Below are 22,316 nucleotides of genomic sequence, written 5' to 3' on the forward strand. Positions count from 1 at the left end.
CCACATAGCGCGGCCCAATCCGAGGTCACATATACGTTCCACAACACGTATGAAACAGATAGCGTTTAACCTGCCCGGTGGGCCGAGGTAAAGCGGCACCGCTTCAACTGTTCGGAATAAGAAGAGTTACGCCCACCTGTCGGGCACGTCCATCCCCGTTTTCAGGCTTTCCGAAATTGCCCGTCCCGGTTAGCTTCGCCGCGACTCAAGATTTGGAGGAAACCTCATGAGCATCGCAGCGAAACTGGAAAGCCTCGGCGTTAGCCTGCCGGATGCGCCCGCACCGGCGGCGAATTACGTCCCCTTCGTGCGGGTCGGCAACATCGTTTATGTGTCGGGCCAGATTTCCAAGGATGACGATCTGATCACCGGCAAGCTGGGCGACGACATGGAGGTTGAGGCCGGTGCGGCGGCGGCAAAGGTCTGCGCCATCAACCTGCTGGCCCAGGTCAAGGCGGCCTGTGGCGGTGATATCGAAAAACTGGTGCGGGTGATCAAGCTGACCGGTTTCGTGAACTCGACCGCTGATTTCACCGCGCAGCCGCAGGTGATCAATGGCGCGTCCGACTTCCTGGTCGAGGCGCTGGGCGATGCCGGTCGCCATTCCCGTTCCGCCGTCAGCGCTGCCGCGCTGCCGCTGGGCGTGGCCGTCGAAATCGAAGGCATTTTCGAGGTCCAATGACACCGCCCCTGCCTTCTGTGTTCCTGCAAACCCCGATCGCGCATCGGGCGCTGCATGACCTCTCGGACAACCGCCCGGAAAACAGCCGGGCGGCCATTCGGGCCGCGATCGAGGCCGGGTATGGGATCGAGATCGATCTGCAGCGGACCTCGGACAACCGGGCGATGGTGTTTCATGACTATGACATGACGCGCCTGACCGGGCAGCCGGGGCCGATTCAGCAGATCTCGGCGGCGCAGGCGCAGGCCACCCAGCTGCTGCACGCTGATGATGGCATCCCGACACTGGACGAGGTGCTAAAGATGGTGGGCGGCAAGGTGCCGCTGCTGATCGAGTTCAAGGACCAGGACGGTGCGATGGGCCCCGATGTCGGGCCGCTTGAGGCGGACGCGGTGCGCGCGCTGCAGGGCTATGACGGGCCGGTGGCGCTGATGTCCTTCAACCCCAATTCGGTGGCTGAACTGGCGCGCCTTGCACCGCATCTGCCGCGTGGCATCGTGACCTGTTCGTATCAGCCCAAGGAGGAACTGTTGCCGCAGAAGGTCTGCGATCACCTGCGCGACATCCCCGATTTCGACCGGATCGGTGCCAGTTTCATCAGCCATGAGGTTGCCGATCTGTCCCGCCCCCGCGTGGCCGAATTGAAAGCGCAGGGCGTGCCGATTCTGTGCTGGACGGTGCGATCGCCTGAACAAGAGGCACAGGCCCGCGCGGTTGCCGACAATGTGACCTTCGAAGGCTATTTGGCCCCGCATCCGGGTTGAACCTGTCCCCCTCTGTCACAGATAAAGATCAGACGTGGAGGGCAAATGGATCAGGCGCAAATCGAAGTTCAGGTTCTGGGATCGCTGTCGCAGATTTCTGCCGAGGATTGGGACAGTTGCGCCTGCCCCGAGGCCGCCGATGGCGGGCGGCCGCTGGACCCGTTCACCACCCATAGGTTCCTGCTGGCGCTGGAGAGCAGCGGCTCGGTCGGGCGGGGCACCGGCTGGCAGCCACAATACCTGACCGCCTATCTGGACGGGATGCTGATCGGCGCGGCGCCGATGTATGCCAAGTCGCACAGTCAGGGCGAGTACATCTTCGATCACAACTGGGCGCACGCCTATGAAAATGCTGGCGGGCGGTATTATCCCAAGCTGCAGATCGCGGTGCCCTTCACCCCCGCCACCGGGCGGCGTTTTCTGGTGCGGCCGGGCTATGAGGCGGTGGGCATGTCGGCGCTGGTCCAAGGCGCGGTGCAATTGGCCGCCGACAACCGTGTGTCCTCGCTGCACGCCACGTTCTGCACCGAGGATGAGGCCATCGCCGGAGAGCAGATGGGCCTGATGCTGCGCACCTCGCAGCAGTTTCACTGGCTCAATGACGCATATGCGGATTTCGACGGCTTTCTGGGTGCGCTATCGTCGCGCAAACGCAAGAATATCCGCAAGGAACGGGCGCAGGCCTGCGGATTCGGCGGTGAGGTTCGCACGCTGACCGGGGACGAACTGCGGCCCGAGCACTGGGATGCCTTCTGGCGGTTTTATCAGGACACCGGGTCGCGCAAGTGGGGCGCGCCGTACCTGACCCGTCAGTTCTTTGATATCGCTCAGGAAGTCATGGCGGGCGACATGGCTTTGGTGCTGGCGGAACGCGATGGTTATCCGATTGCCGGGGCGCTGAATTTCATCGGGCGCGAAACCCTGTTTGGCCGCTATTGGGGCTGCGTCGAACATCACCCCTGTCTGCATTTCGAATTGTGCTACTATAGGGCGATTGATTTTGCCATTGCCCATGGTCTGGCCCGGGTTGAAGCCGGGGCGCAGGGCGAACACAAGCTGGCGCGGGGCTATTTGCCCACCCGCACGCATAGCTTGCATTGGGTCGGTGACCCCGGTTTTGCCGATGCGATCCGAAAATATCTGGACGCCGAGGCCGCCGCAGTGGGAGAAGAGATCGAGATCCTGACGGAATACGGCCCGTTCAGGAAATTGAACCCGGAGGAACAGCAATGACCGAACTCTTGTCGCCTGAGACCCGCGGCCCGCTGCTTGACCCGCTGTTCAAGAATGGCTGGACCATGGTCGACGGCCGGGATGCGATCACCAAGACCTTTATCTTCGAGGATTTCGTCCACGCCTTTGGCTGGATGACGCAGGTGGCGATTTTTGCCGAAAAATGGAACCACCACCCCGAATGGTCCAATGTCTACCGCACGGTCGAGGTCACGCTGGCCACCCATGACGTGGGCGGGCTGTCGGCGCTGGACGCCAAGCTTGCCCGCAAGATGGACAGTCTCTGCTAGCGGTTGCCCTCTCCGATGCCACCGGCCAATGCGGCGGTCACGCCCATCTGCTGAAATTCGGCGGGGGTCACGGTGCCGTCGCTGACGTCGATGTCGCCGGGAATACGCGTTGTCCGGTTGCCGATCTGGCGCACGCTGCGCGCAGCCGGATTAATGTCCAGACAGCGATTGTTGTAACAGGTCAGCCCGGATGTGCTGATCTGAATGCGCGTCTGCCCGTCCGGCCCGGTCACCACCGGGGCCTGTGGCACGTCACAGGCCGCCAACAGGCCCAGAACACCGAGAATTCCCCATTTTTGCATGGCAGGCCCCCGTGTGGATGGCCCCGCCAAACGCGAGGCCGTCCGGTTTAATCCAGCTGGCCGTTCTGGTTCTGGTCGGCCGATAGGAAATCGTCGTTCATCTGGTAATCGTATTCCGACCTTGACATAAAGCCGTCATTGTCGCGGTCAACCTGCTGAAACTGATCTTCGTCCATGTGCGGTTTGGCCTCTTGCAGACCCACCGAATTGTCCTTGTTCACATCCATCGACTGGAACGCGTAGTCGGCAAAGGCGTCGTATTCTTCCCGGGACAGGAACCCGTCATTGTTCTTGTCGATGGCTCTCAGCTCGTTTTCGTGCAGTTCGGCAACGTTTTCGGCCGAGGCGGCACCGGCCAGAAAAACGGCCGCAGCGATAATAAGTCCACGTGTCATTCCGGCTCTCCTCAACATGCGTATCTGTTACCTTCGATCCCGCCGGCCGCAGCGCCTGCCGCCGTGAGGATCGATTTACCAGAGCCGCCGCCAAACTGGTTGCCGATGGCGCCACCGATCAGCGCACCGCCCAGAGTGCCGCTGAGGCAGGCAATCTCGTGCTGGCGTGCCGCCTGTTGTTGCGGGGTCGGTGCCGGCCCGCAGGCGGCCAGCGCCCCCGCAGAACCAAGCAAGAGTGTAATGATCTTCAGTTTCATCAAACAAACTCCCTGATTGTATTATTCAAATATCGGCAGATCAGGGCGTTGCATCAAGTTAAATGGTCCTCTTGGCCCCGAGGTCACCCGGGGCCATGCGATCTCAGATCACGTCCAGCAGGCCCTCACCCGCCGAAATTTCGCAGGCACCGGGGTTTTCTTCCAGGTTCAGTGCTGTGACCTTGCCGTCCTCGACCAGCATGGCATAGCGTTTGGACCGCGCGATCAGACCGGCGGGCGGGGCGTCGAAATCCATGCCGATGGCCTTGGTGAACTCGGATGTGGCGTCGCCCAGCATGGTCAGCCCGGCCTCGGTCGCGCCGGTGGCGTCTCCCCAGGCTTTCATCACGAAAGGGTCGTTGACCGAGACACAGATGATTTCGTCCACGCCCTTGGCATCGAACTGGTCCTTGGTGCGCATGAAGCTGGGCACATGGGCCGAATGGCAGGTTGGCGTAAAGGCGCCGGGTACCGCAAAGATCACAACTTTGCGTCCTTTGGTCTTGTCTGAAATCCGCACCTCTTCGGGGCCGTCCGCGCCCAGTTGGGTCAGTGTGGCGTCGGGCAGCATGTCACCTGTTGAAATCATTTTAAGCTCCTGTCGTTTGGATTTGCAGAGTCGGGCTCAGCCGCAATATAGGTGGTCATGTGGTTGAGACCACGGGAATTCGACAGGGCGGGAGGAACATGAGCCATATTGTCGTGATCGGTGCGGGGCAGGCGGGGTCATCGCTTGTCGCCAGACTGCGCAAGGACGGGTTTGACGGCAAGATCACCCTGATCGGGGCCGAACCGCATCTGCCTTATCAGCGCCCGCCGCTGTCCAAGGCCTATCTGCTGGGCGAGATGGAGCTGGAACGCCTGTTTCTGCGGCCAGAGAGTTTCTATGCCGAGAACAACATCACCTTGCGTCTGGGGCAGCGTGTGACGGCGATTGACCCGCAGGCCAAGACCGTGACCGTCGGCGATGAGGTGTTCTCCTATGATGAATTGGCGCTGACCACTGGGTCGGACCCGCGCCGCCTGCCTGCCGCGATTGGTGGTGATCTGGACGGCGTGCATGTGGTGCGCGATCTGGCCCATATCGATGAGATGGAGCCCCGCGTGACAGACGGCGCGCGCGCCTTGATCGTCGGTGGTGGCTATATCGGGCTTGAGGCCGCAGCGGTCTGTGCCAAGCGCGGGGTCAAGGTGACCTTGGTCGAGATGGCCGACCGTATTCTGCAACGGGTGGCCGCGCCCGAGACCAGCGACTATTTCCGGGCTTTGCACAGCGAGTACGGCGCCGATCTCCGCGAAGGCGTCGGGTTGGAGCGTCTGGTCGGTGAAAACGGCAAGGTTGTGGGCGCGGTTCTGACCGATGGTACCGAATTGCAGGTCGATTTTGTCGTTGTTGGTGTGGGCATCGTTCCCTCGACGCAACTGGCCGAGATGGCGGGGCTTGAGCTGGATAACGGCATCAAGACCGATGCCCATGGCCGTACGTCTGATCCATCGATCTGGGCGGCGGGCGATTGCGCGTCCTTCCCGCATGGCGGCACCCGTATCCGTCTGGAAAGCGTGCCAAACGCAATCGATCAGGCCGAGGTTGTGGCCCAGAACATGCTGGGCGCGGCCAAGGATTACGTGGCAACGCCGTGGTTCTGGTCGGATCAGTATGACGTCAAACTGCAGATTGCGGGTCTGAACACCGGCTATAACCGCGTGGTGACTCGTCAGGGCCAAGGGCAGACGGTCTCCTTCTGGTACTACAAGGGTGATCAGCTGATTGCGGTGGACGCGATGAACGATCCGCGCGCCTATATGGTCGGCAAACGCCTGATTGAGTCAGGCAAGACCGCCGATCCTGCCATCGTGGCCGACGCAAGCGCGGATCTGAAACCGCTGCTCAAGGCGTGAGGATCATCGCCGGAGAGTTCCGGGGCCGTGCCTTGGCCTCGGTCGGCAAAGGGGATGCGGGCGCACATCTGCGCCCCACCACCGACCGCGTACGCGAAAGCCTGTTCAACGTGCTTGGCCATCAGATCGACTTTGACGGTCTGCGCGTGCTGGACCTGTTTGCGGGCACCGGCGCGCTGGGGCTTGAGGCTCTGTCGCGTGGGGCTGCGCATGTGACCTTTGTCGATGACGGGCGCGTGGCGCAGGGTCTGATCCGCAAGAATATCGACCTGACCCGCAGCGCCGACCGCACCGATCTGATCCGCCGGGATGCCACGAGGCTGGGTGAAAACCCCGGCGCGCCTTATGATCTGCTCTTTCTGGACCCGCCTTATGGCAAGTCCCTTGGACAGAAAGCCATCGCGGCTTTGTCGCAAGGCTGGATCGCCGACGAGGCCCTGATCGTGTGGGAAGAAAACGCCCCGATGCAACCGCCTGCGGGGTTCACGCAGCAGGACAGCCGTAAATACGGCGACACGCATATCACCCTGATGTGGAGCGATCCCTTGAATGCATGATCTGGTCATCTTCGATTGCGACGGCGTTCTGGTCGATAGTGAGCCCCTGTCCAATCAGGTGCTGGTCGACAATCTCGGGCGCTATGGTCTTGATCTGACCCTTGAAGACAGCGTGGGGTTTTTCGTTGGTGGCACCATGACCGGTGTTCGGGACAAGGCCCGGGAACTGGGTGCAGACCTGCCGGATGACTGGGTCGATGAGGTCTACGCCGAAACCTACGGCCGCCTGCGGCAGGGTGTGGGCCTGATGCCGGGTGTCTCGGATTTGCTGACCACGCTGGACGCCGAGGGCATTCCTTTTTGCGTTGCCTCCAATGGCAGCCCGGACAAAATGAAGATCACGCTGGGCCAGAATGGGCTGTGGGATCGTTTTCAGGGCGTGATGTTCTCGGCGCATGTGCTGGGCACGGCCAAGCCCGACCCGACCATGTTCCTGACAGCGGCGAAACAGTTTGGCGCCTCGCGACCCGTGGTCATCGAGGACAGCGCCAGCGGTGTTACCGCCGCAATCCGCGCCAATATGCGCTGTCTGGCCTATGCGCCGCACGGGGGCGGAGAAAAACTGGCCAAACTTGGTGCCGAAGTCATCACCGATATGGCCGAGGTTCCGGCGCTTTTGGGGATTTGACCGGGGCGTGCTAGTGTCGGCGCATGGACCGTGCCCTGAAACTCCCGATCTGGACTGTTCCACAGGAAACCGACGCCACCACCGGACCCGAGCGGAAACCCACGCGCGCGCCGGTTTTCATCCATGATGCGGTCACGCCGTGGGGGCAGGAAACCCTGCTGCTGAAACTGCTACGCGATCAGGCCGCCGATCAGGAGGAATAGGTCGGGTGAAACTTGTTGCCCGGTGACAGGGTAAAGATATCGACCCCATCTGCTGTTACACCCACCGAATGTTCGAACTGCGCCGACAGCGACTTGTCGCGGGTTACGGCGGTCCAGTCATCGGACAGGGTCTTGGTCTCGGGGCGGCCAAGGTTCACCATCGGTTCGATGGTGAAGAACATGCCCTCTTCCAGAACGGCACCGGTGCCAGGACGGCCATAATGCAGCACGTTGGGCGGCGCGTGGAACACCCGGCCCAGACCGTGACCGCAGAAATCGCGCACAACGCTCATCCGGTGCGCTTCGACATAGGCCTGAATGGCGTGGCCGATATCACCGAAGGTATTGCCCGGCTTGACCATCTCGATCCCCTTGAACAGGGCGTCATGGGTCACCTGGATCAGACGCTCGGCCTTGCGCGGCAGTTTGCCCGCCACATACATGCGTGAGGTGTCGCCGAACCAGCCGTCAACGATGACGGTGACGTCGATATTCAGGATATCGCCATCCTTCAGCCGCTTGTCACCGGGAATGCCGTGGCAGACCACGTGATTGACACTGATACAGCTGGCGTGCTGATAGCCCTTGTAGCCGATGGTTGCCGAGGTTGCGCCCGCGTCCTCGACCATCTGGGTGATCAGCCCGTCAATCGCGCCAGTGGTCTGGCCGGGAAAGACGTGATCGGCAATGTCATCCAGAATCCGCGCGGCCAAGGCCCCTGCCGCATGCATGCCGGCAAAGTCACCCTGTTCATAGATGCGGATACCGTCCTTGGTCAGACGGCCACGATGTTCCTTCATGGATGCGAGGCTCCAAATGTTTCGCGCAGCATTCCTTTTACGCTGCTTGTGCAGAAAGTACCAGAGGGTGTCAGTCCGCAAAGTCGGCACCACCCCTTATGCGGTCTGATCGTATGTAGACCCTCAGGTAATTTTGAACTAGCACAAGGCAAGTCCGGGCGGGCACACGAAACAGAGAGGGGCAGGCAGATGCAAAGAAAAGCTGACCAGTTGAGGGCCGAGATTGCCGGCATCAGCGAACTTCTCAAGGCCGGACGGCCGGACCGTGCGTTCAAACGGGCCACCAAGGCCGCCAAGAAGTGGCCAAAAATCGCGGCGCTGCCAAGACTTGCGGGCATCAGCGCGGTGCAGCAGCAGAAACCCAAACTGGCCCAGACCCATTTCCAACAGGCCTGGCGGCTGGATCCCGGAAATGCCGAACTGATCCAGAACTATGCCCTTAGTCTGGTTCAGGGCGGTGATCCCGCCGATGCGCTGACGTTTCTGAAAAAGATCGCCGCGCGTGGCCCGCTGAGTCCCGCCCAGCAGTTCATCCGCGCGCTGGCCCTGTTGCAGGAGCAGCAGCCGGAACAGGCGCTGGCGGATGTCGAGCAGGTTTTGAGTCGCGAACCTGCCAATCCGAATGCGCAGATTCTGAAGGCGGACATTCTGGATTCGATGCACCAATGGCAGGACGCGGTTGATGTGCTGACGGCGCTGGTCAAGAAGCAACCGAAATACCTTCCCGGCCTCGTGCGGCTGGCCAGATCGCAGCTGGGGCTGGGTCAATTGGACGAGGTTCTGAAAAATGTCCGCGCCGCGCTTGCACTGGCGCCCGAGCATCCGGATGCGCTGGAATTAATGGCCGGGCTGCCGAACCTCACCTTTGACGACATCGCCACATTGCAGACCCGGATATCCAAAACGCTGGAACGCGGTCCTGCGGCCAATCCGGAGGATGAGGTGAAATTGCGGTTTGCCGCGGCCAATCTGGCGCGCCGGCAAAAGAACACCGCGCAGGAAATGCAGCATCTGGCCGAGGCCCACAAGCTGCAGCGCAAAGGGTTCGAAGCCTGGGAAGACCGCAGCGCCAAAGACTGCGCCAAACGGCTGGCCGCCCCATTGCTCGCTGCCGGGGCTGAGTCATCCGCAGGCAGCCCCCGGCCGATTTTAGTGGTCGGCCTGCCCCGGTCCGGCACCACGCTGGTTGAACGTATTCTGGCCCGCCATTCCACGGTTCAGGGTCTGGGAGAGCTGGCCTCGGTCCATCAATGGGTCCGGCAGGCCGAAGCGCAACCGCCGGAATGGCGCGCCGTCAACGGGCTGGCTGCGCACTACATGGCAAAGCTGCCTGCGTTGCCCGAAGATGCCACGGCCTTTGTGGACAAAGCCCCCGGAAACTATGCCTTTCTGGGCGAGATTGCGCAGGCCTTCCCCAACGCCGTCATCCTCAACGTGCTGCGCGACCCGCGCGATATCGCCCTGTCGATGTGGCGGGCGAATTTCGGAGCGGGCGGGTTGTATTACACCCATGACCTGACCTGGATGGCGGCCGAGGCCAACCGGTATCAGCGCTATATGCGCCACTGGCATCAGGTCCTGCCGGGCCGCATTCACGATATCCGGTATGAGACGTTGGTGGGCGATCTACAGAACACCGCGCAGGATCTGGCGCGGATTTGCGATCTGCCGTTCGAGGACACCATGCTGACGCCAGACAAATCCAGCAACGCGATCAAAACAGCAAGTAACCTACAGGCCCGACAGCCGGTGAACTCAGCCTCGGTTGGCGGCTGGCAGGCGGTGGCGGATCAGTTGGAGCCGTTCGTGAAGGGGCTGGACTCCGAGCTGTGGCCGGAAGTGATGGAGGCGGGTTAAAACGCTCTGGGGATGTCATCAGACCGGGGTCGCGCAAGTACCTGCAGGTGATCTTGCCAAATGATCTTGCCTGGATCACTTGCCCTGATTTCGCGAATTTCACATCCTGCCAGGGTCAGCGCCGAGGCCAATTCACGCACCCGCGGTATGACGTTTCCTGCCGCGCGGTTGTAGAATTTAGCGTCTTCCCGAAACCAGAACAGAGATTTTCTGATATCTGGCGTGCGGACCTTTCCCCGCAATCGAGGGTATGTCAGCCCCCCGCCGCCGTCAGGGCTGAACCAGTAGAAAGCTTCCTCGTGGGCGCGTTGAACACTGCCTTTCATTTGTGAAAAGTCGATTGTGTCCCGTGCTGCAAACATGCCCAGCTCTGCATTCAGGTTTGGATGGTCTGTGTTGGCCACAAATCGGATAAACATCTTTAGGACATTAGGTTTTGCAATCTGATTATTCCAGATTGAAGCATTCAGGAGCCGTGGGAAAGCCCGCTTATGGCATCTGAAAACCGTTACTTGCATCCACCCAAACCCCCTCGGGCGTAATTCGTGTCCCATAGACCAACCGCTCCACCCCCTGCGCCTGTGCGGCCTCGAACGCCGCCGCATAGGTGGGGTCGATATCGGCGGCCAGCGCCAGACGGTCGCAATCGGTGCGCTGGACCACATACAGCAGGATCGCCCGGTGCCCCTGTGCCACCATCGCCGCCAGCTCTCCCAGATGTTTGGTGCCGCGGGCGGTGACGCTGTCGGGGAACTCGGCCAGACCGGGTTGGCGGGACAGGGTAACGCTTTTGACCTCGACATAGGCATCCGGCAGGCCGGGTTGGGTCAGCAGAAAGTCGATGCGGCTGTTTTCGCCATATTTCACCTCGGGGCGGACGGTTTCATAGGCGGCGAGCTCGGGGATTTCGCGCGCCTCCAGCGCCGCGCGCAGGGCTTTGTTGGGAACCGAGGTATCGACCCCGGTGAAATGGCCGTTTTCATGATCGACCAGCCGCCAGCCGTATTTCAGCTTTTTCTTCGGATCGTCATTGGGCTCCAGCCAGATTTTCTCACCCGGTTCGGCCAGCCCCATCATCGACCCCGGATTGGCGCAGTGGGCGGTGACCTCGCGCCCGCCCTCCAGCGTGCAATCGGCCAGAAAGCGTTTGTAGCGGCGGATCAGGCGGGCGGGGACAAGGGGGGTTTCAAATCGCATGTCTCAGGGCCTATACCTGCCCTAACGGTCGATCAAGAGGGGGCGCGTGCCATGGCAAATCCAACCGCTGCAATGCTGGTGATCGGGGATGAGATCCTCTCGGGCCGGACCCGCGACGCGAATATGCATTATCTGGCCGGGGAGTTGACCAAGCACGGCATTGACCTGAAAGAGGTGCGCATCGTCAGCGACGATGCCTCGGCGATTGAGACGGCGGTCAAGGCGCTTTCCGACGACCACGACCATGTATTCACCAGCGGCGGCATCGGCCCCACCCATGACGATATCACCGCCGATTGCATCGCGCGTGCCTTTGGGGCGCATATCGACATTCGTGACGACGCCCGCGCGCTGCTGCAGGCGCATTACGACAAGTCGGGGCTGGAGTTGAACGAGGCCCGCCTGCGCATGGCGCGCATTCCGGACGGGGCGGTGCTGATCGACAATCCGGTCTCGACCGCGCCGGGGTTCACCATTGCGAACGTGCACGTGATGGCCGGGGTGCCGTCGGTGTTTCAGGCGATGGTGGCCAGTGTGTTGCCCGGCTTGACCGGGGGCAGCCCGCTGCTGTCGCAAACCCTGCGGGTGGATCGGGGTGAAGGCGATATCGCTGCCACTCTTTCCGTTTTGGCCAATGATTTCGCGGATCTGTCGATCGGGTGCTACCCGTTCCAGATCAACGGCGTTTTTGGCGCCAATGTCGTGGTGCGCGGCACCGATGGCGCGCGTATCGATGCCGCCGCCACCCGGCTTGCGAAAGAGCTTGATCTGTGAGCGAAAACTGGACCGACGTCGTCGACGGCACCTGGCCTGCCGCGCGGTATGAGCGGCTGGGGCCGTTTCAACTGCGGCAGGGGCAGGGCGGCGGGTCGCGCGTGTCGGCGACCAATGCGCTGGGCCCGACAAGCGACGCGGATATTGACGCCGCCGAGGCCGCGATGCAGGCGATGGGGCAAAAGCGCATCTTCTGCCTGCGCCCGGGGGACGAGGCGCTGGATGCGCAACTGACCGCGCGCGGGTATCAGGTTCTGGACCCGGTCAACATCTACGCCTGTCCCATCGGTCACCTGACGGATATGCCGATCCCCCGTGTTACGGTGTTCCTTACACCCGAGCCGCTGGCGATCATGCGTGAGATTTGGGCGAAGGGCGGCATTGGCCCCCAGCGGGTGGCGGTGATGGAGCGCGCGCGAGGCCCCAAAACCGGCCTGTTGCTGCGCCACAATGATCAGCCTGCCGGAACCGGATTTGTTGCGATGCACGATGGGGTCGCGATGGTGCACGCGCTGGAAATCCTGTCCGATCATCGCCGTCAGGGCTTGGGCGGCTGGGCCATGCGCGCCGCCGCCTTCTGGGCGCGGGATAACGGGGCAGAAACGCTCAGCGTGATCTGCACCAAGGCAAATGCCGGGGCCAACGGGCTTTATAGCGCGCTCGGGATGGAGATTGTCGGCGAATACCACTACCGTCAGCTTGTTCAAGGAGAAAGCCCGACGTGACCGACCAATCCGCCCCCACCGCGCTGGACCTGCCGATGGTGAACCCGCTGCCGCCCGAGACGCAGAAGTACTTTGATATTTGCGTGGAAAAACTGGGCTTTGTGCCGAATGTGCTGCGGGCTTATGCCTTTGACATCGACAAGCTGAACGCCTTTACCGCGATGTATAACGACCTCATGCTGGGCGACAGTGGCCTCAGCAAGCTTGAGCGTGAGATGATCGCGGTGGTCGTGTCGGCGATCAACAAATGCTTCTATTGCCTCGTGGCTCATGGCGCAGCGGTGCGGCAATTGTCGGGCGATCCGCAACTGGGGGAAATGCTGGTGATGAACTACCGCGTCGCGTCTTTGGACACACGCCAGCGGGCGATGCTGGACTTTGCCGCCAAGATGACCTCGGCCAGCACCGAGATCGAAGAACCCGACCGTCAGCGCCTGCGGGATGCGGGTTTTACCGACCGTGACATCTGGGACATCGCCAACGTGACCGGCTTTTTCAACATGTCGAACCGGGTTGCCAGTGCTACGGCGATGGTTCCGAACGACCAATACCACGCGCAGGCCCGATGATCCGTTTTGCCTCACTGATCCTGTTGCTGTTGGCCGGGCCGGGGGTTGCGCAGGACCTGACCTTGCCTTCGGGCGCGCGCCAGATCAGCGACCGGATCAGCCCGCTGGACAGTTATGACCTCCCCACCGGTCCGTTTTCTGACGGCACCCTGCCCGTGCGGCAGGTCGAGGGGCGGGTTGAACGGATGACCTGGCGCCTGCAATCGGGCGCCAGTACAACGCTGCAACTGCTGGCGCCGCTGCGCGAGCAGATCGTGGCGCAGGGCTATGACGTATTGTTCGAATGCGAGGCCCGCGCCTGTGGCGGGTTCGATTTCCGGTTCGGAACCGAGGTTGTTCCGACCCCCGATATGTATGTGGCGATTCAGGACTACCGTTTTCTGACCGCCACGCGTGGCGACGATGTTCTGAGCCTGCTGGTCAGCCGCAATCCGCCCAGCGGCTACATTCAGTTGATCCGTGTCACTCCGGCTGAGGCAGAGGCCCCACCGCCTTTGGTGGTCGAGGAAACGGTCGGCCCGTCCGGCGGGCTGTTGGCGACGTTGGAAAAGAATGGGCATGTCATTCTGGATGATCTGCATTTCCGCACTGGAGAAATTACGCTGGGCGAAGGTCCTTTTGCTTCGCTGGACCAGATCGCGGCCTTTCTGGCAGACAACCCCGATACGCGGCTGGCGCTGGTCGGGCACACGGACGACACCGGCGCGCTGGATGCCAACATCTCGGTCAGCACCGGGCGGGCGCAGGCGGTCCGGACCCGTCTGATCGAGGCCCATGGGGTTGCCGCCGACCGGGTCGAGGCGCGCGGCATTGGCTACCTGGCCCCGCTGACCTCGAATGCTACGCCCGAGGGCCGCGACCTGAACCGTCGGGTCGAGGCGGTTTTGCTGGTCAATTGACCTTGGTGGCATAGGTCAGACAGGCGAGCCGATCGAAAACGAAAGGACCCCACATGACTGACCAGACACCAACGCCGCAGGCCGTGATCATTGGCGCAGGGGCCGGTCTGTCGGCCTCGTTCGCGCGAGCATTGGCGCAGGGCGGGTATGCCGTGCATCTGGCCGCCCGCGACGTTTCGGATCTGGAACTTTTGGCCGCCGAGACAGGGGCGAGGTTGCATCAGCTGGATGGCACGGATGCGCAGGGCGTGGCGACGCTGGTTACCAGCCTGCCGGGTGAGCTTCGGGTGGCGTGCTATAACCCCTCGGCCCGGCAGCGCGGCCCGATCACAGAGCTTGACCCGGAAACCGTCCGCAAGGCGGTTGAGGTGACGGCGCATGGGGCGTTCCTTCTGGGTCAGGCCGCCGCCCGCCGCATGTTGGATCAGCCGATGCGTGACAACCGGCGGGGCACGATCCTGTTCACCGGTGCCTCGGCGGGCGTCAAAGGCTTTCCGCTGTCGGCGCCTTTTGCCATGGGCAAGTTCGCGCAACGAGGGTTGGCGCAGTCCATGGCGCGCGAGCTGCACCCCCGCGGCATCCATGTGGCCTGGGTCAATATCGACGGCGGTATCCGCAACCCCGAGCGGATTGCAGCGGCCGACACGCCCGACTCGATGCTGGATCCGGATGCCATTGCCCGCGAATACATGCATCTGATCCATCAGGACCGATCGGCCTGGAGCGATGAACTTACCCTGCGGCCCTGGGTCGAACGGTTCTGAGACGACAAAAAAAGACCCGCACAGATGCGCGGGCCGTCGAGGTTCACCGGGGGAGATATTACCAGTCCATCGGGCCCTTTTCGTTGAAGGACTCGACAAGAAAATCAATGAATGCCCGCACCTTGGGTTGGGTAAAACGGCCGGGCGGGTAGACGGCGTAGATGCCCTGCACCTCATCTGGCAGCGACGGCATCGCATCCAGTACCTGACCGGATTTTAGTGCGTCCGCGTACAGATAGCTGGGCAGATACGCGATCCCCAGCCCCGAGATGGCCGCATTCAACAGCGACTGCCCGTCATTGACGCTCAGCCAGCCTGCGGTGCGAACCTGCCGCTTTTCACCCGAAGGCGCGGTCAGCTTCCATACATTGCCCGAGGATTGGCTGGAGTAGTGCAGCAGCTTGTGTTCGTTCAGGTCGTCGATCTTCTGCGGACGCCCGAATTTCTCGATATAGCTGGGCGCGGCAACCATGCGTTTCACGGTTTCGGTCAGCTTGCGCGCGCGCAGGGTGCTGTCTTCCAGCTCGCCAATGCGCACGGCAACGTCGAACCCCTCGGAAATCAGCTCAACATAGCGGTTGTTCAGCACCATGTTGACGGTGATGTCGGGATAGGCGGCCAGGAAATCCGATAGAACCGGCGACAGATGATTGACGCCGAAATCCGTCGCCACGCTGATCCGCAGCAGGCCCGAGGGGGCGGACTGCATCGAGGTTACCAGCGCATCCGCCTCGCCCGCGTCATTCAGCACACGGCGCGCGCGGTCGTAATAGGCAAGTCCGATCTCGGTGGGGGAAACGCGGCGTGTGGTACGGTTCAGCAGTCGTGCGCCCAATCGGGCCTCAAGGCTGGACACGTGCTTTGACACAGCCGATTTGGAGATGCCCATTTTCTTGGCCGCATCGGTGAATCCACCCTGGTCCACCACATTGGCAAAGGCTTCCATTTCGGTAAGTCGATCCATTCTCGTTCCCCGGGTGTATAGTCGTTGCCCGACTGTCGCCTTCAATCTGGGCGGAAACAGGGCAGACATGGGATAATATCAGGGATTTGAATCAGATCGTTTGCAGATAGGAAACGCGGAAACAATGGTTTCCGGCATCGCCGCAGAGCCTGACAGACAGGGATTTTCGGCGTTTGCGTCCGATTGTGCTAAGGTGAGCATGGCAAATTTGTGACCACGGAGGATTTCATGAAAGCCTTGCTTGCCCTAACTGCCCTGTGCCTGTCCGCAACCCTTGCGCTGGCCGGAGGGGAAACCGCATCCAACCCTGACGCGAAGGTTTATTTCGTGAACCTTGCCGATGGGGACACCGTCCAGTCGCCGGTCATCGTGGTCTTTGGCCTCAGCGGCATGGGCGTGGCCCCCGCCGGGACCGAGAAGGAAAACACCGGCCATCACCACCTGCTGATCGACCGTCCGCCGCTGGGTGAGGGCGAGGACGGCGCGGATGAGCTGGCCTACGGTCTGCCCGCGGACGACAACCACCTGCATTTCGGCGGCGGTCAGACCGAGGTGACTTTGGAACTGGCCCCTGGTGAGCATACGCTGCAACTGGTGCTGGGCGATGCGGGCCACGTACCGCATTCCACGCCGATTGTGTCTGATGTGATTACGATAACGGTGGAGTGAGTTCCTAGACTCCAGATCAGCGCGCGCGAGTATTCTGGCGACAGTAGTTACTTGACGTGCCAAAATCATGCTTCGCCTGAATCCTGATCGGCGAATTAGGCACCAGTGACAATCGAAGAAGGATCGTCACGCCAATTTGTAACGAGATCTCGGATCCTGTCAGCTTGAAGTTCACTGAGAACGCCGGGCACAATAGGAATGCGGTCCTGCCCGTACTCTACAATTACAGCATGAGCCGTTTTTGCTTTGTTTCTTGCGACAGCTTCCTTCACCGCACGGTCGGTTCGACCGTTATAAGTGTAGCTTGTGTCTGGCGAATTCGAGAAAACCTCTCCAATCTCCTCTCTGGCAAGAACCACAGGTTCTTTGTCGAGCGACGACGCGCGAACCTTGTCTTTTTCGAAGATAATAGTGGTCGCATTGCTGCCGTGCGCTAAGCTTGCTTCACGCGCTTTCCGCCCAATTCTCCGGGCAAATTTGATTAACATCACCCACCCCGCGACAAAGCCTGCGACTCCCGGGATCGCAGCCAAGCCACTTTCGTCAACGGGCCAGATCGCCATAAACGGCAAAGCCACAAGCACCCCGAAAAAAGAACTCGGCAACCAACCGAACAAAAATGCGAGGAATACGGCAATTTTGCCCTGGAACTCTTTTCCTGAAAGCACAAATCCCACGGGTTCAAAATGGGCGATGGTTTTACCCTGACAATGTTCTAGTTCGAAAGGTTTCCTGACTTTCAGTGCTTCCAATTTCTGACTCCTGCCTATCTCTGCGAGGCTCGCATTTTCTTGGTGCAAGCCAATAGTTTTTGAAATAGATGCCCAGTAACCCCCCTTTGATCAACACATTAAAACGCCTTGCAAATCAGGCAGGGCGAAACAGACTATTTCTTATCAAATAACAGTTCTTTCGTTTTCCAAAGAACGGCGCGACTTTTTATAACTTTGCTGCCAGCCGCGTCCCCTGATTGATCGCCCGTTTTGCGTCCAGTTCCGCCGCCACATCCGCGCCGCCGATCACATGCGGGGTGATCCCCCGTTCGATCAGCGCATCCGCAAGGCTGCGTTCGGACACCTGACCGGAACACAGCACGATCGTGTCTGCGGCTATCACGGTGGGGTCGGCGCGTTCTTCGCCAAAGCTGATATGCAGACCGTCGTCGTCGATGCGTTCGTAGTTCACGCCACCCGCGAAATTAACGTCCTTCATCTTCAGCGTTGCACGGTGAATCCAGCCGGTCGTCTTGCCCAGTCCCTTGCCGTGTGCCTGTTTCTTGCGCTGCAGCAGCGTGACGTCGCGCGCGGGGGCTTCGGGTTGCGGGCCTTCAGGTGCCAGGCCCGAGCGATGCTGCTCCGGGTCGGTCACGCCCCATTCCTTCATCCAGGCGGGCAGGTCGGTGGTGATGCTGTGGCCGTTCTCAAGCAGGAATTCAGACACATCGAAGCCGATACCGCCCGCGCCGATAACGGCGACGGATTTCCCGACCTCGGCCTTGTCGCGCAGCACGTCGATATAGGTGATGACGTTGTTTCGGTCCTGCCCCGGAATCTGCGGATCGCGGGGGGTGACACCGGTGGCGATGATCACCTCGTCAAAACCGGTCAGGTCGTCGGCGCTGACGTCTCGGTTCAGTTCCACCTTGACGCCCAGATCAGCCATCATGGTGCGGTACCAGTCAACCAGCCCCCAGAACTCTTCCTTGCCCGGCACCTGTTTGGCCATGTTCAGCTGGCCACCAATCTCGGCGGCGCGATCGAACAGGGTCACGTCATGGCCGCGCTGCGCGGCGGTCATGGCGGTGGACAGCCCGGCCGGACCGGCACCAACGATGGCGACGGTCTTCGGCGTCTCGGCAGTGCCAATCTCCAACACGGTCTCATGGCAGGCGCGCGGGTTGACCAGACACGAGGTCAGCTTGCCGCTGAAGGTGTGATCCAGACAGGCCTGGTTGCAGGCGATACAGGGCGCGATCTGCGCCGACTGACCGGTCATCGCCTTGTTCACGAAATCCGCATCCGCCAGCATCGGACGCGCCAGAGATACCATGTCGGCGCAGCCGGTGGACAGAACCTCTTCGGCCACTTCCGGCGTGTTGATCCGGTTCGACGTGATCACCGGTATGCCGACCTTGCCCATCAGCTTTTTCGTCACCCAGGCAAAGGCCGCGCGCGGCACGCTGGTGGCGATGGTGGGAATCCGCGCTTCATGCCAGCCAATACCGGTGTTGATGATCGTGGCCCCGGCCTTTTCGATCCGCTGGGCCAGTTCCACAACCTCTTCATGGGTCGAGCCATTTGGGATCAGGTCGATCATCGACAGCCGATAGATGATGATGAAATCCGTCCCCACGGCCTCACGCGTGCGGCGCACCACCTCGATCGGCAGGCGCATCCGGTTTTCATAGGAGCCTCCCCAGCAGTCGGTGCGCTTGTTGGTGTGTGTCACCAGGAACTGGTTCAGGAAATACCCCTCGGACCCCATGATCTCGACCCCGTCATAGCCCGCTTTCCGGGCCAGAACGGCGGCGTTAACGATGTCGCTGATCTGCTTCTCGATCCCGTCCTCGTCCAGCTCAGTCGGCGGAAACGGAGAGATCGGGGATTTCACCGGGCTGGGGGCCACGCATTTGGGACCATAGGCATAGCGGCCTGCGTGCAGGATCTGCATGGCGATCTTGCCGCCCGCCTCATGCACCCGCTGTGTGACGATTGCATGGTTCGCGACTTCTTTGTCGTTGGTCATCATCGACGCGCCGGGCAGAACCGAGCCTTCAAGGTTCGGGCCAATCCCACCTGTCACCATCAGCGCCACACCCCCGCGCGCCCGGTCGGCATAGAATTCAGCCACGCGGTTCCAGTCGCCGGTTTCCTCAAGCCCCGTGTGCATCGAGCCCATCAGGACGCGGTTCTTCAACGTGGTAAAGCCCAGATCCAGCGGGGCCAGCATGTTTGGGTACGCAGTCATGGCGAACTCTCCCTCCCGATTCTTAAGTGTTAGATTGACGTTCACGTCACCTTTGTCACGCAGAACCTAACGTCACACCCTTTGCTGTTCCCGAACCGCTTGATACAGAGTTGCCAGAGCAACCTACGAGGCCGCGCATGACCCCCGAAGAAATCGCCAAACTGCCCTATCGCCCCTGCGTCGGGCTGATGCTGATGAATGCCGAGGGCAAGATTTTCGTCGGCCAGCGCAATGACCGGCACGCGGATGCCTGGCAGATGCCTCAGGGCGGCGTGGACAAGGGCGAAGCTCCCCGCGACGCCGCCCTGCGCGAGCTGTGGGAAGAAACCGGTGTGACGGCTGAACTGGTTGAGGTCGTGGCCGAGACCGACGGCTGGCTGCCCTATGATCTGCCCCATGACATCGTGCCAAACATCTGGAAAGGCCGCTATCGCGGGCAGGAGCAGAAATGGTTCCTGCTGCGCTTCACCGGCCGCGACGATCAGATCAATATCGAAACCGACCATCCGGAATTCACCCGCTGGAAATGGCAGGACCCCGGCAAGCTGATCGAGGAAATCGTGCCGTTCAAGCGCGAGGTGTATGAGCAGGTGATTGCAGCGTTTGACAGCTATCTGGGCTAAGGGCGGCACCTCATCCTGCTGATCACCCCGCGACAACTTGCCGTGAGGGGGCGTGGTTCGGGTTCCGGCACCTCTCTAGCTTGGTGGGCATGAAAGACGTTGCCCCTATACAACCCGCCATCGTTCCTGCCGGTCGTACATTCCAAGGCAAAGACCGGCGCGCGCGCCTGCGAAAGGGGCTGCAAAGCTGCGGTGAATACGGCCCCGGCCAGACGGCGGGACGGTTCTATCCCATTGCCTGCGTCGCGCTGGAGGTCACGCAGCGCTGCAATCTGGACTGTACGCTGTGCTACCTCTCGGACCGGGCCGAGATGACCTATGATCCGCCGCTCTCGGTGCTGTTTGCGCGGTTGGCGACGATCCGCAGCCATTACGGCACCGGGGTTTCGGTGCAACTGACCGGCGGCGACCCGACCCTGCGCAAGGTTGAGGACCTTGAAGCGTTGTGTCGTGAAATCCGCCGTCTGGGGATGCGGTCCTGCCTGATGACCAACGGCATCCGCGCCAGCCGGGCGATGCTGACACGGCTGGTGGCGGCGGGGCTGGACGATGTGGCCTTTCACGTGGACATGACGCAGGAGCGCAAAGGGTTCCGCAACGAGGTCGAACTGAACACCGTGCGCCGCGCCTATATCCGCCGGGCGCAGGGGTTGGGGCTGCGTATTCTGTTCAACACCACCGTTTTTGGCGGCAATTTCGAGGACCTCCCGGCGTTGGCGCGGTTCCTGCGGGATTGCCCCGAGGTCGCCTTTGTCTCGTTCCAGATGCAGGCCGATACCGGGCGTGGCGTATTGCGTGCGCGGCCCGATGCGATCACGCAGGACAGCGTCGCGCGTGCGATTGAGGCGGGCTACGGGGCGCCGCTGCATTTCGGCACGGCCGCGGTGGGGCATTCCAAATGCAACCGCTATTCCAGTGTCGTCACCGCCGGAGGGCGCGCGGTGTCGCTTTTGTCGAACCGGCGCCTGGTGCATCGGGTTATTGCAGTGTTGGAAGGGGTGGATGACAGGCAGGACGCTCATATCCGTATTCGACCCAAGCTGTGGCGCGCGATCCGGCGTCACCCATTGCTGGCGCTGCGTGCCGTGGCACATCTGGCAGTGAGCATGGCGCGTCTGGGGACGGGCTTGTTGCGCGGTCCGGTGCGACGGCAGGCGGTGTTCATCCACAATTTCATGGCGGCGGATGCGTTGGAGGAGGACCGCTGCGCCTCGTGTGTGTTCATGGTGGCGACGGCGAACGGCCCCTTGTCGATGTGCGTGCACAACGCCCAGCGCGATCAGCATCTGGCCAGTCCGGATCGGATCGACGGACCCACCGGGCCAAGCTGGTGGAACGCGGCGGTGCCCCGTTTGTCCGCATGTTCGGACTTGCCTGACCTGAACGACCCTGCACTGGCGCCGCTTAAACGGTTGAAGGGGCAGATGCGGGTCCTACGCCAGATTCGGAAAGATGCGTCATGAAAAAGCTGCTTATCCTGCTGCTGCCCCTGTTGGCCGCCTGCGCCAGCGTCGAACGTCTGGCTTTGCCCGCGCCCGAGGTGTTGCCGGGGCAATCCCTGACCCGGTTTGCCTCTGCGCCGGGCCAGCAAGTCGATCACAAGGACTGGACGGTGTTTCTGACCCGCTATGTCGCGGCGGATGCCCAAGGCGTGAACCGGGTGGCCTATGGGCAGGTGTCCCCGGCGGACCGGGCGCGACTAAGCGACTACTTGGCCGACCTGCAGGCCGTTGACCCGACACGCCTGACCCGAGATCAGCAACTGGCCTATTGGATCAACCTTTATAATGCGGTGACGGTGGATGTGATCCTCGAGAATTATCCCGTTGCTTCGATTCGCGACATCAAGGACGGGCCGCTTTCGATCGGGCCTTGGAGCCGCCCGCTGGTGCAGGTCGCGGGGCAAACGCTGACCCTGAACGATATCGAGCATCGTATCATCCGGCCCACGTTCGACGATCCACGTATCCATTACGCGTTGAACTGCGCCGCCGTGGGCTGCCCCAACCTGATGAACCGCGCCTGGCAGGCCGAGACGCTCGAGCGTGACTTTGCCGCCGCCGAACGCGCCTATGTCAACGATCCGCGCGGGGTCCGGTTTGACGAGCGCGGGCGGTTGATCCTGTCAAAGATCTATATCTGGTTTCGTGAAGATTTCGGCGCCAACGAGCAGGCAGTTCTGAATTATCTCCAGACAGTGGCCGATCCCGATGTGCGCGCGCGGTTGCAGAACACCGCGCGCGTCAATGCTTATAAATACAACTGGGCCTTGAACGACGCTGCTGCGGCGTTCTGAAA

Annotated in this window: 28 protein-coding genes; 18 read left to right on the forward strand and 10 right to left on the reverse strand. The window is 61.5% G+C overall.

Annotation, left to right across the window (positions count from 1 at the left end; all coding sequences use genetic code 11):
• The first annotated feature begins 226 nt into the window (after positions 1 to 226).
• The 4 genes from ACR0NT_RS09240 to ACR0NT_RS09255 are packed head-to-tail and all read left to right on the forward strand — an operon-like array spanning position 227 to position 2,969.
• Complete coding sequence (locus ACR0NT_RS09240) at positions 227 to 682, forward strand: RidA family protein (protein WP_170672873.1); 456 nt, start codon at positions 227 to 229, stop codon at positions 680 to 682.
• On the forward strand, positions 679 to 1,446 hold the full coding sequence (locus tag ACR0NT_RS09245) for a glycerophosphodiester phosphodiesterase family protein (RefSeq protein WP_170672876.1): 768 nt from the start codon (positions 679 to 681) through the stop codon (positions 1,444 to 1,446). The genes ACR0NT_RS09240 and ACR0NT_RS09245 overlap by 4 nt, the downstream gene beginning before the upstream one ends.
• A gap of 45 nt (positions 1,447 to 1,491) precedes the next feature.
• Positions 1,492 to 2,679 carry a GNAT family N-acetyltransferase gene (locus ACR0NT_RS09250; protein ID WP_170672879.1) on the forward strand — a complete coding sequence of 396 codons (1,188 nt, stop codon included), beginning with the start codon at positions 1,492 to 1,494 and terminating at the stop codon, positions 2,677 to 2,679.
• Complete coding sequence (locus tag ACR0NT_RS09255) at positions 2,676 to 2,969, forward strand: 4a-hydroxytetrahydrobiopterin dehydratase (RefSeq protein WP_170444050.1); 294 nt, start codon at positions 2,676 to 2,678, stop codon at positions 2,967 to 2,969. The genes ACR0NT_RS09250 and ACR0NT_RS09255 overlap by 4 nt, the downstream gene beginning before the upstream one ends.
• Here the strand turns inward: ACR0NT_RS09255 and ACR0NT_RS09260 are convergent.
• From ACR0NT_RS09260 to ACR0NT_RS09275, 4 genes are all read right to left on the reverse strand, one after another.
• Entirely contained in the window at positions 2,966 to 3,271 is a 306-nt protein-coding gene (locus ACR0NT_RS09260; protein WP_170672882.1) for a hypothetical protein, read from the reverse strand. The genes ACR0NT_RS09255 and ACR0NT_RS09260 overlap by 4 nt on opposite strands.
• Positions 3,272 to 3,318: 47 nt before the next feature.
• On the reverse strand, positions 3,319 to 3,666 hold the full coding sequence (locus tag ACR0NT_RS09265; protein ID WP_480442945.1) for an EF-hand domain-containing protein: 348 nt from the start codon (positions 3,664 to 3,666) through the stop codon (positions 3,319 to 3,321).
• A gap of 11 nt (positions 3,667 to 3,677) precedes the next feature.
• A complete protein-coding gene (locus ACR0NT_RS09270; RefSeq protein WP_170444044.1) occupies positions 3,678 to 3,923 on the reverse strand; it encodes a glycine zipper 2TM domain-containing protein in 246 nt (81 codons plus the stop codon).
• 103 nt (positions 3,924 to 4,026) lie between these two features.
• Complete coding sequence (locus ACR0NT_RS09275) at positions 4,027 to 4,512, reverse strand: peroxiredoxin family protein (RefSeq protein WP_170444042.1); 486 nt, start codon at positions 4,510 to 4,512, stop codon at positions 4,027 to 4,029.
• A gap of 98 nt (positions 4,513 to 4,610) precedes the next feature.
• Here ACR0NT_RS09275 and ACR0NT_RS09280 point away from each other — a divergent pair, with 98 nt between their 5' ends.
• Genes ACR0NT_RS09280 through ACR0NT_RS09295 form a run of 4 tightly spaced genes read left to right on the forward strand, consistent with a single transcriptional unit; the run spans position 4,611 to position 7,210 of the window.
• Positions 4,611 to 5,822, forward strand: a complete 1,212-nt coding sequence (locus ACR0NT_RS09280) for an FAD-dependent oxidoreductase (RefSeq protein WP_170672887.1) — start codon at positions 4,611 to 4,613, stop codon at positions 5,820 to 5,822.
• Positions 5,819 to 6,379, forward strand: a complete 561-nt coding sequence (gene rsmD, locus ACR0NT_RS09285) for a 16S rRNA (guanine(966)-N(2))-methyltransferase RsmD (RefSeq protein ID WP_170672890.1) — start codon at positions 5,819 to 5,821, stop codon at positions 6,377 to 6,379. Before ACR0NT_RS09280 ends, rsmD begins: the two co-directional genes overlap by 4 nt.
• On the forward strand, positions 6,372 to 7,007 hold the full coding sequence (locus ACR0NT_RS09290; protein ID WP_170672893.1) for an HAD family hydrolase: 636 nt from the start codon (positions 6,372 to 6,374) through the stop codon (positions 7,005 to 7,007). The genes rsmD and ACR0NT_RS09290 overlap by 8 nt, the downstream gene beginning before the upstream one ends.
• Positions 7,008 to 7,030: 23 nt before the next feature.
• Entirely contained in the window at positions 7,031 to 7,210 is a 180-nt protein-coding gene (locus tag ACR0NT_RS09295; RefSeq protein ID WP_170444034.1) for a hypothetical protein, read from the forward strand.
• Here the strand turns inward: ACR0NT_RS09295 and map are convergent.
• Positions 7,198 to 8,010: a type I methionyl aminopeptidase gene (map, locus tag ACR0NT_RS09300; RefSeq protein ID WP_170444032.1), complete on the reverse strand. Its 813-nt coding sequence runs from the start codon at positions 8,008 to 8,010 to the stop codon at positions 7,198 to 7,200. The genes ACR0NT_RS09295 and map overlap by 13 nt on opposite strands.
• Positions 8,011 to 8,199: 189 nt before the next feature.
• Between map and ACR0NT_RS09305 the strand changes: the two genes are divergently transcribed.
• Positions 8,200 to 9,867, forward strand: coding sequence for a tetratricopeptide repeat-containing sulfotransferase family protein (locus tag ACR0NT_RS09305; RefSeq protein ID WP_170672896.1), 1,668 nt, complete (start codon positions 8,200 to 8,202; stop codon positions 9,865 to 9,867).
• Here ACR0NT_RS09305 and ACR0NT_RS09310 read toward each other — a convergent pair.
• Both ACR0NT_RS09310 and sfsA read right to left on the reverse strand, forming a co-directional pair.
• Positions 9,864 to 10,286, reverse strand: coding sequence for a hypothetical protein (locus tag ACR0NT_RS09310; RefSeq protein WP_170444028.1), 423 nt, complete (start codon positions 10,284 to 10,286; stop codon positions 9,864 to 9,866). The genes ACR0NT_RS09305 and ACR0NT_RS09310 overlap by 4 nt on opposite strands.
• Positions 10,287 to 10,356: 70 nt before the next feature.
• Complete coding sequence (gene sfsA / locus ACR0NT_RS09315; RefSeq protein ID WP_170672899.1) at positions 10,357 to 11,064, reverse strand: DNA/RNA nuclease SfsA; 708 nt, start codon at positions 11,062 to 11,064, stop codon at positions 10,357 to 10,359.
• Positions 11,065 to 11,115: 51 nt separating this feature from the next.
• Here sfsA and ACR0NT_RS09320 point away from each other — a divergent pair, with 51 nt between their 5' ends.
• The 5 genes from ACR0NT_RS09320 to ACR0NT_RS09340 are packed head-to-tail and all read left to right on the forward strand — an operon-like array spanning position 11,116 to position 14,795.
• Positions 11,116 to 11,838, forward strand: coding sequence for a molybdopterin-binding protein (locus ACR0NT_RS09320; protein ID WP_170444024.1), 723 nt, complete (start codon positions 11,116 to 11,118; stop codon positions 11,836 to 11,838).
• Positions 11,835 to 12,563, forward strand: a complete 729-nt coding sequence (locus tag ACR0NT_RS09325) for a GNAT family N-acetyltransferase (RefSeq protein ID WP_170444022.1) — start codon at positions 11,835 to 11,837, stop codon at positions 12,561 to 12,563. Before ACR0NT_RS09320 ends, ACR0NT_RS09325 begins: the two co-directional genes overlap by 4 nt.
• Positions 12,560 to 13,132 carry a peroxidase-related enzyme gene (locus tag ACR0NT_RS09330; protein WP_170444021.1) on the forward strand — a complete coding sequence of 191 codons (573 nt, stop codon included), beginning with the start codon at positions 12,560 to 12,562 and terminating at the stop codon, positions 13,130 to 13,132. Before ACR0NT_RS09325 ends, ACR0NT_RS09330 begins: the two co-directional genes overlap by 4 nt.
• Complete coding sequence (locus tag ACR0NT_RS09335; RefSeq protein WP_170444019.1) at positions 13,129 to 14,031, forward strand: OmpA family protein; 903 nt, start codon at positions 13,129 to 13,131, stop codon at positions 14,029 to 14,031. The genes ACR0NT_RS09330 and ACR0NT_RS09335 overlap by 4 nt, the downstream gene beginning before the upstream one ends.
• A 53-nt stretch (positions 14,032 to 14,084) precedes the next feature.
• The gene (locus ACR0NT_RS09340; RefSeq protein WP_170672901.1) at positions 14,085 to 14,795 is read left to right on the forward strand and encodes an SDR family NAD(P)-dependent oxidoreductase; all 711 of its coding nucleotides are present in this window, start codon (positions 14,085 to 14,087) and stop codon (positions 14,793 to 14,795) included.
• A gap of 58 nt (positions 14,796 to 14,853) precedes the next feature.
• On the opposite strand, the gene ACR0NT_RS09345 is transcribed toward ACR0NT_RS09340, so the two are convergent.
• Entirely contained in the window at positions 14,854 to 15,759 is a 906-nt protein-coding gene (locus ACR0NT_RS09345; protein ID WP_170444015.1) for a LysR family transcriptional regulator, read from the reverse strand.
• A 228-nt stretch (positions 15,760 to 15,987) separates the two neighbouring features.
• Here ACR0NT_RS09345 and ACR0NT_RS09350 point away from each other — a divergent pair, with 228 nt between their 5' ends.
• Positions 15,988 to 16,428: a DUF4399 domain-containing protein gene (locus tag ACR0NT_RS09350; protein WP_170444013.1), complete on the forward strand. Its 441-nt coding sequence runs from the start codon at positions 15,988 to 15,990 to the stop codon at positions 16,426 to 16,428.
• A gap of 95 nt (positions 16,429 to 16,523) precedes the next feature.
• On the opposite strand, the gene ACR0NT_RS09355 is transcribed toward ACR0NT_RS09350, so the two are convergent.
• On the reverse strand, positions 16,524 to 17,180 hold the full coding sequence (locus tag ACR0NT_RS09355) for a hypothetical protein (RefSeq protein ID WP_170444011.1): 657 nt from the start codon (positions 17,178 to 17,180) through the stop codon (positions 16,524 to 16,526).
• Between the two features lie 187 nt (positions 17,181 to 17,367).
• Complete coding sequence (locus ACR0NT_RS09360) at positions 17,368 to 19,395, reverse strand: NADPH-dependent 2,4-dienoyl-CoA reductase (RefSeq protein WP_170672904.1); 2,028 nt, start codon at positions 19,393 to 19,395, stop codon at positions 17,368 to 17,370.
• A gap of 137 nt (positions 19,396 to 19,532) precedes the next feature.
• On the opposite strand from ACR0NT_RS09360, the gene ACR0NT_RS09365 reads away from it, so the two are divergent.
• From ACR0NT_RS09365 to ACR0NT_RS09375, 3 genes are all read left to right on the forward strand, one after another.
• Positions 19,533 to 20,018 (forward strand): RNA pyrophosphohydrolase, encoded by a 486-nt coding sequence (locus ACR0NT_RS09365; protein ID WP_170444007.1) that lies wholly within the window; start codon positions 19,533 to 19,535, stop codon positions 20,016 to 20,018.
• Positions 20,019 to 20,107: 89 nt separating this feature from the next.
• Positions 20,108 to 21,481 carry a radical SAM protein gene (locus tag ACR0NT_RS09370; RefSeq protein WP_170444005.1) on the forward strand — a complete coding sequence of 458 codons (1,374 nt, stop codon included), beginning with the start codon at positions 20,108 to 20,110 and terminating at the stop codon, positions 21,479 to 21,481.
• Entirely contained in the window at positions 21,478 to 22,314 is an 837-nt protein-coding gene (locus ACR0NT_RS09375) for a DUF547 domain-containing protein (RefSeq protein WP_170672907.1), read from the forward strand. The genes ACR0NT_RS09370 and ACR0NT_RS09375 overlap by 4 nt, the downstream gene beginning before the upstream one ends.
• The last annotated feature ends 2 nt before the right edge of the window (positions 22,315 to 22,316 follow it).

This window comes from Ruegeria sp. AB10 (assembly GCF_056542745.1).

What these genes read in the sequence shown, in the direction of transcription:
- ACR0NT_RS09240 (WP_170672873.1), top strand. Translation starts at nt 227, where the DNA reads ATGAGCATCGCAGCGAAACTGGAAAGCCTCGGCGTTAGCCTGCCGGAT.
- ACR0NT_RS09335 (WP_170444019.1), top strand. Translation starts at nt 13,129, where the DNA reads ATGATCCGTTTTGCCTCACTGATCCTGTTGCTGTTGGCCGGGCCGGGG.
- ACR0NT_RS09265 (WP_480442945.1), bottom strand. Translation starts at nt 3,666, where the DNA reads ATGACACGTGGACTTATTATCGCTGCGGCCGTTTTTCTGGCCGGTGCC.
- ACR0NT_RS09250 (WP_170672879.1), top strand. Translation starts at nt 1,492, where the DNA reads ATGGATCAGGCGCAAATCGAAGTTCAGGTTCTGGGATCGCTGTCGCAG.
- map (WP_170444032.1), bottom strand. Translation starts at nt 8,010, where the DNA reads ATGAAGGAACATCGTGGCCGTCTGACCAAGGACGGTATCCGCATCTAT.
- ACR0NT_RS09275 (WP_170444042.1), bottom strand. Translation starts at nt 4,512, where the DNA reads ATGATTTCAACAGGTGACATGCTGCCCGACGCCACACTGACCCAACTG.
- ACR0NT_RS09245 (WP_170672876.1), top strand. Translation starts at nt 679, where the DNA reads ATGACACCGCCCCTGCCTTCTGTGTTCCTGCAAACCCCGATCGCGCAT.
- ACR0NT_RS09365 (WP_170444007.1), top strand. Translation starts at nt 19,533, where the DNA reads ATGACCCCCGAAGAAATCGCCAAACTGCCCTATCGCCCCTGCGTCGGG.
- ACR0NT_RS09370 (WP_170444005.1), top strand. Translation starts at nt 20,108, where the DNA reads ATGAAAGACGTTGCCCCTATACAACCCGCCATCGTTCCTGCCGGTCGT.
- ACR0NT_RS09320 (WP_170444024.1), top strand. Translation starts at nt 11,116, where the DNA reads ATGGCAAATCCAACCGCTGCAATGCTGGTGATCGGGGATGAGATCCTC.
- ACR0NT_RS09295 (WP_170444034.1), top strand. Translation starts at nt 7,031, where the DNA reads ATGGACCGTGCCCTGAAACTCCCGATCTGGACTGTTCCACAGGAAACC.
- ACR0NT_RS09375 (WP_170672907.1), top strand. Translation starts at nt 21,478, where the DNA reads ATGAAAAAGCTGCTTATCCTGCTGCTGCCCCTGTTGGCCGCCTGCGCC.
- ACR0NT_RS09290 (WP_170672893.1), top strand. Translation starts at nt 6,372, where the DNA reads ATGCATGATCTGGTCATCTTCGATTGCGACGGCGTTCTGGTCGATAGT.
- ACR0NT_RS09340 (WP_170672901.1), top strand. Translation starts at nt 14,085, where the DNA reads ATGACTGACCAGACACCAACGCCGCAGGCCGTGATCATTGGCGCAGGG.
- ACR0NT_RS09350 (WP_170444013.1), top strand. Translation starts at nt 15,988, where the DNA reads ATGAAAGCCTTGCTTGCCCTAACTGCCCTGTGCCTGTCCGCAACCCTT.
- ACR0NT_RS09360 (WP_170672904.1), bottom strand. Translation starts at nt 19,395, where the DNA reads ATGACTGCGTACCCAAACATGCTGGCCCCGCTGGATCTGGGCTTTACC.
- ACR0NT_RS09255 (WP_170444050.1), top strand. Translation starts at nt 2,676, where the DNA reads ATGACCGAACTCTTGTCGCCTGAGACCCGCGGCCCGCTGCTTGACCCG.
- ACR0NT_RS09270 (WP_170444044.1), bottom strand. Translation starts at nt 3,923, where the DNA reads ATGAAACTGAAGATCATTACACTCTTGCTTGGTTCTGCGGGGGCGCTG.
- ACR0NT_RS09260 (WP_170672882.1), bottom strand. Translation starts at nt 3,271, where the DNA reads ATGCAAAAATGGGGAATTCTCGGTGTTCTGGGCCTGTTGGCGGCCTGT.
- sfsA (WP_170672899.1), bottom strand. Translation starts at nt 11,064, where the DNA reads ATGCGATTTGAAACCCCCCTTGTCCCCGCCCGCCTGATCCGCCGCTAC.
- ACR0NT_RS09305 (WP_170672896.1), top strand. Translation starts at nt 8,200, where the DNA reads ATGCAAAGAAAAGCTGACCAGTTGAGGGCCGAGATTGCCGGCATCAGC.
- ACR0NT_RS09310 (WP_170444028.1), bottom strand. Translation starts at nt 10,286, where the DNA reads ATGTTTATCCGATTTGTGGCCAACACAGACCATCCAAACCTGAATGCA.
- ACR0NT_RS09345 (WP_170444015.1), bottom strand. Translation starts at nt 15,759, where the DNA reads ATGGATCGACTTACCGAAATGGAAGCCTTTGCCAATGTGGTGGACCAG.
- ACR0NT_RS09280 (WP_170672887.1), top strand. Translation starts at nt 4,611, where the DNA reads ATGAGCCATATTGTCGTGATCGGTGCGGGGCAGGCGGGGTCATCGCTT.